A 5,071-nucleotide genomic window follows, 5' to 3' on the forward strand; every position below is an offset into this window, starting at 1 on the left:
GGACTCACTAAATCGCGAATTATGAGAATATATTTAATATAAAAATTTTCTAGTTTCATGTTTAAATCGCAAAATTTTAGAATATAATAGCAATATTTATCGGGGAGTGAAATTTTTTTACTGCGCATTATATATTTTCTTGCAATTTAAGCGCGGCTCCCATACTTGAAAAAATATAATATTTTATCGGGAGTGAATTTTTACCGTGCGTTTTATCGGTGGATTAATAAAATATTTTGTATACTTGTGCATAATTCTTATAGCAGCGGGAGCGGCCTTATTCTGGTTTGACACTGGGTCGTGGCTCATTTTGCCATTAGCTGAGAGGGCAGGAAATTTTTTCCTTGATCCCTTAAAAATTGAGATTGCTAATATAGACGGCTCTATGCATGAGGGCTATTCACTAAGAGATTTAAAGCTGATTTCAGGCGACGAAGATTTATTTACGTTAAAATATGCTTCAGTGAGTCCTGACTGGGATTTAGTTTTTGACGGCATGGAAGGAGTCCCGTTTATAAAGAGTCTCAACATTCGCGGCATAAGTTCAGACATGAATAAATTAATAGCACTCTCAAATCATTTCGCCGCAAATCCTGATACACGAGAAAAAAATATTAACGAGAACGACTCAGAATCTTTCGCACTCCAAATAAATCCCGTTAATGTAATGATTCAAGATATAAATATTTCTAGTCCTTATTCTAATTTGGCACTGAATGAATTATCACTTAATGAGTCTGGCAAATTGACTCTAATAACTGACATAATTTCGCGGGATAATATTTTGCCGGTTCGATTAAATGCACTTGTAAATCTTGAATCGCTCGATATAACGTCATCGGATTTCAGAATAGGCCAAGCATCAGGAAAATTTACTGGCGGACTTGATCCACTAAAAGCGAATCTAAATATTTCGGCTTTAATGCTTGAAGAACTCTTAAAATTTGCGCCCCCCTTACCCGTAAAACTTTCAGGAAGACTCGACGGCAGAGTCTCGGCAATCAGTGAAGACGGTTATATAAATGCGTCCGGAGTCGTCTCAATGCCCCGTGCTGACATTATGGGAATCCCCCTAAAATTTAGAGTCCCCTTCACATGGACAAAGAATAAAATTTTTGCGCTGGATAAAGCCTCATTCAAGACTAATGCAGCAAGATTGAATTTAACGGGCTCGGCAAATATTGACACTATGAACGTGAAAGCAAAGGGCGAGGCAATAAATTTGTCATTATATGAACTTGGCCGGATGTTTGCCCCTGAGGTCGGCTTAAAAGGTGAGGGAGGCCGCATAAATTTTGATCTTGATACGATAATAGGCGATAATATTTTTTCCAATACAAGGGCCGATATATCTTCAGAAATACCGTTTATATCAGCAGCAGGAATAAGAATTCTTAACGCTTTTAACGCAAAATTGAAACTTGCACCGAGAGAGACTCCCCGTATATCACTGGGCGGAGAAGTATTCGGCGGTAAATTATTTGCGCGCGGTGAGGCAGAACAGGACAAGGAAGGAAATTTTAAGCCTCAAGCAGTAATTTCTGTTGTGAATCTCGATATAAACACGTTATTAAAGGCATTCCCTAAAATCGCTAAATCCATTCAGAAACCGGCCGGAAAAGTTACAGCAAAATTTATAATTCCCGACAATTTACGAATCACCGGCAAAATTACTTCTGACAAAATCAGCGCGCAGGGAATAACTCTCACAAAATTATTAGCTAATATAATTTACGATCACAAAGGAAATCGGGCAATTCTTGAGAGTCTTTCTGCTAATCTCGGCAAGGGCTCAATAAGCGGCTATGCAATGGCAAATCTGAAGACTACATCATTTAATGCGAAATTGAACGCTGATAATTTAGACGTTCGGGCGATCCCTGATTTAAAGCAAGTTACAGGATTATATAATTTACGTGCGGACGCGTCGGGACGTTATGCAAACATGAATTCTATAAACGTGAGGGCTCATTTAACCGGGAAGAATGCGGGCTATTCAGGGACTCGATTTGGAAATATTGACGTGCCTATAACTTACGCGAATAATCATTTAACAATTTCAGGAGCAAAGGCAGCTTTACCGGGTGGCGCATTCAATCTCAAGGGAATTATAAATCTCGTCAACCTCTCGAATCCCGGACTCGATATAGCAGCGTCGACTCAGGGAATAAATATCGCTGACACAATGAGAGCATTTAATTTACAGGATAAATCTATGCCGATTTCAGGAAAAATTACGGGCGGGCTTAACATTAAAGGCTCGTTAAATAATGCGAGTGTGAATGCTCATTTACGTGCTGAAAACGTCAAAGCGGGCAATCTCGTAAATATTCCCAGTGCCATATTAGAAGCTCAAGGAAATACGCAGCGGGTCAATGTAAGCAAGCTCACAGCAAAAATTAACGGCTCAGATATATCGGGGAAGGGCTCGCTCAAGATAAATCAAAAAAATTTCATGAACAGTGCACTAGACATTAAGGCAAATATCAAGAAATTAGAATTAAAGCCGTTACAGCAGTTATTCATGAAGACTCCGGTAGTAAACGGGCAAATAAACGGAGATTTGACGGTAAAAGGGACTCTCGCTAAACCTCAGGCAGAAATAAAGACAGCTGGGCCGATCTATTACGGGATAACTAAACTTGAAGATATTGCCTTAAAATTGAGTTCTCCGGGGACTGATAAATATTTAATTAATACATCACTAAGAATTGACGACTTTAAACCTGCTTCAGATACATTATTGACTAAGAAGGGCGGCAAATGGGCGTATAGTATCGAGACAAAGCCGTTAGATTTAAACGCAGCTATAGAGTCTCAAATGTCGTCATTAAGCGGCATAGTGAAGGGTTCGGCGGTCTTGAAAATTAACGGAGTCGCTGATGATACTTCACCGATAAATATAAATCTCTCGTCAAAAACTGTGAAAGTTATCGACAAGGTCAAAATCGAAAATATAAATCTTCCGTTAGTATTTAATCCTGCAAAAAATAATGTCGTCATGAAAAGAGGCCGTGCAGTAATCAGCGGCGGTGAAATAACTTCAAGCGTAAATGTAGATCTCAATAAAAGAAAGTGGGACGGAATTATAAAAGTTTCTCATTTAGATTTTGGGAATCTGTCAGAGCCTTTCATGCCGGAAGGTGAAATCGTCGGGAAGGTTGACGCGGACGCAATGATTAAAGGCACGTTCGGATCAATGCCGACGAGTTTTGCTAATGGGAAGTTTGTGACGACTCCGGGATATATTCACAAAATGGATATTATTAATAGAGTCTCACCCACTAAAAAAATTACGTTCGAGAAAATCAACGGGAGTTTTTACTGGAATGGGACGGATTTATTTTTGAATCCCGGAACTGGAGCGCGTGCAGGTAAGGACGAGCCTTTATATAGATATTTCACTATAAACGGATCTGCAGGAATTCCCGGAAAGGGTTTGCGGCTTTATTGTGACGGGCGATTTGACTTGAAAATTTTAGATCAGTTACTCGGCGCAATGAAAGGAGTCTTTCAATACATGACGGGGGGACTCACGGGCAATGTTTTACGAGATGCGGCAGGGCGGGTACTGGGCATTAAGAAACGAGATTATCAAAATGTTACGTTTACGCTTGCTAATTCGTGGCAGAAGTTGCAATTATTAGACTTGAAAATAACAAAGCCCATAGAAGAATTTTTGCCGATTAACGCATTAAACAAGAATGAAGAACAGCAGAGACAAGATACAAAGTTTCAATTACAGCTGAAATTCCCAGCAGGGCCGGGCGGAGACAGCGCAGAGGACGAATCACCGGCAGATCAATTTAAGCAGCAATTAATCGACAATTTATTTAATATCGGGCGATAATTCACGTAAATAACCCTTGACAAATCAAAAGGAGGCATATTCATAATGATAATTGAGTCAGGAGTCAGGAGTCAGGAGTCAGGAGTCAGGAGTCAGGAGTCAGGAGTCAGGAGTCAGGAGTCAGGAGTCAGGAGTCAGAGTTTATTACTTTGACTATTTGCGCGTGTTAGGAGCTTTCGCAGTAATAATTTTACATGTAAATTCAAAATATTGGTATTTGCTAGATATAAATTCGTTTGATTGGCAAGTAATAAATTTCTATCATGGTGCAGTAACTCGCTGGGCTGTTCCTGTATATGTAATGATGAGCGGCGCATTATTTCTCGGTCGTGATGTCCCATTGAGGAGGCTTTACGGCAAAAATATTTTAGGGATATTTACAGCGTTTATATTTTGGTCATTAATTTATTCGATCGCTATATATTTCAAGTCAGGCAGCGCAGAAGAAGCCCTAACACATTTTGTAAATGGTCATTATCATTTATGGTTCTTGCACATGATAATAGGATTATATATGATAGTGCCATTCATGAAGAAGGTCGCGGAGTCAAAATTTCTCACAAAATATTTTCTTGTGTTATCGCTTATATTCGTGTTTATAATTCCTTCGATGATATATTTAAATAAAATTTTTGCGTCTGAAATATGGAGCTTTACGAACAGTTTTGTTAATAAATTTTCTCCTGCGTTAATTTCAGGCTATACAGGTTATTTCTTGATCGGCTATATATTAAATAATATTGATATTTCGCCCAAATTGACGCGTTTTATATATCTCGGCGGCATAATTGGATTTATGGGAGCAATATTTATTTCTGAATATTTATCAATTATCACTAACAAGCCAAATCAATTTTTTAACATGCCATTAACTATTACTGCATTACTTGAAAGCACAGCAATATTTTTATTTTGCAAGAAAAATTTTAACCGGCCTTATAAATTTATAAGAACTCTATCAAAATATACTTTCGGGGCTTATCTCGTACATCCTGCAGTAATATTTGTTATAAGAAAACTGGGGCTTGATTTCTCAATGACTAATACGATTATATTTGTGCCAGTTACAGCAATTTTTGTATTTATAATCTCGCTTATAATATCAGGAATCCTGAATCATATTCCCGTCTTAAATAAATATATAGTGTAATAATCTAATTCGGGCGGGCTGGGTGGGAGAAATTTTTTATTTCTTGATATAATATTCATATGGCTAATTTA

2 protein-coding genes are annotated in these 5,071 nt (G+C 38.1%); both read left to right on the forward strand.

Annotated elements, in window-relative coordinates:
* Positions 1 to 205: 205 nt before the first annotated feature.
* The gene (locus tag IJS99_05150; GenBank protein ID MBQ7561201.1) at positions 206 to 3,850 is read left to right on the forward strand and encodes a hypothetical protein; all 3,645 of its coding nucleotides are present in this window, start codon (positions 206 to 208) and stop codon (positions 3,848 to 3,850) included.
* 52 nt (positions 3,851 to 3,902) lie between these two features.
* A complete protein-coding gene (locus IJS99_05155) occupies positions 3,903 to 5,000 on the forward strand; it encodes an acyltransferase family protein (GenBank protein ID MBQ7561202.1) in 1,098 nt (365 codons plus the stop codon).
* Positions 5,001 to 5,071 lie beyond the last annotated feature (71 nt).

It is taken from the genome of Synergistaceae bacterium (genome assembly GCA_017444345.1).
Lineage (GTDB): Bacteria > Synergistota > Synergistia > Synergistales > Aminobacteriaceae > JAFUXM01.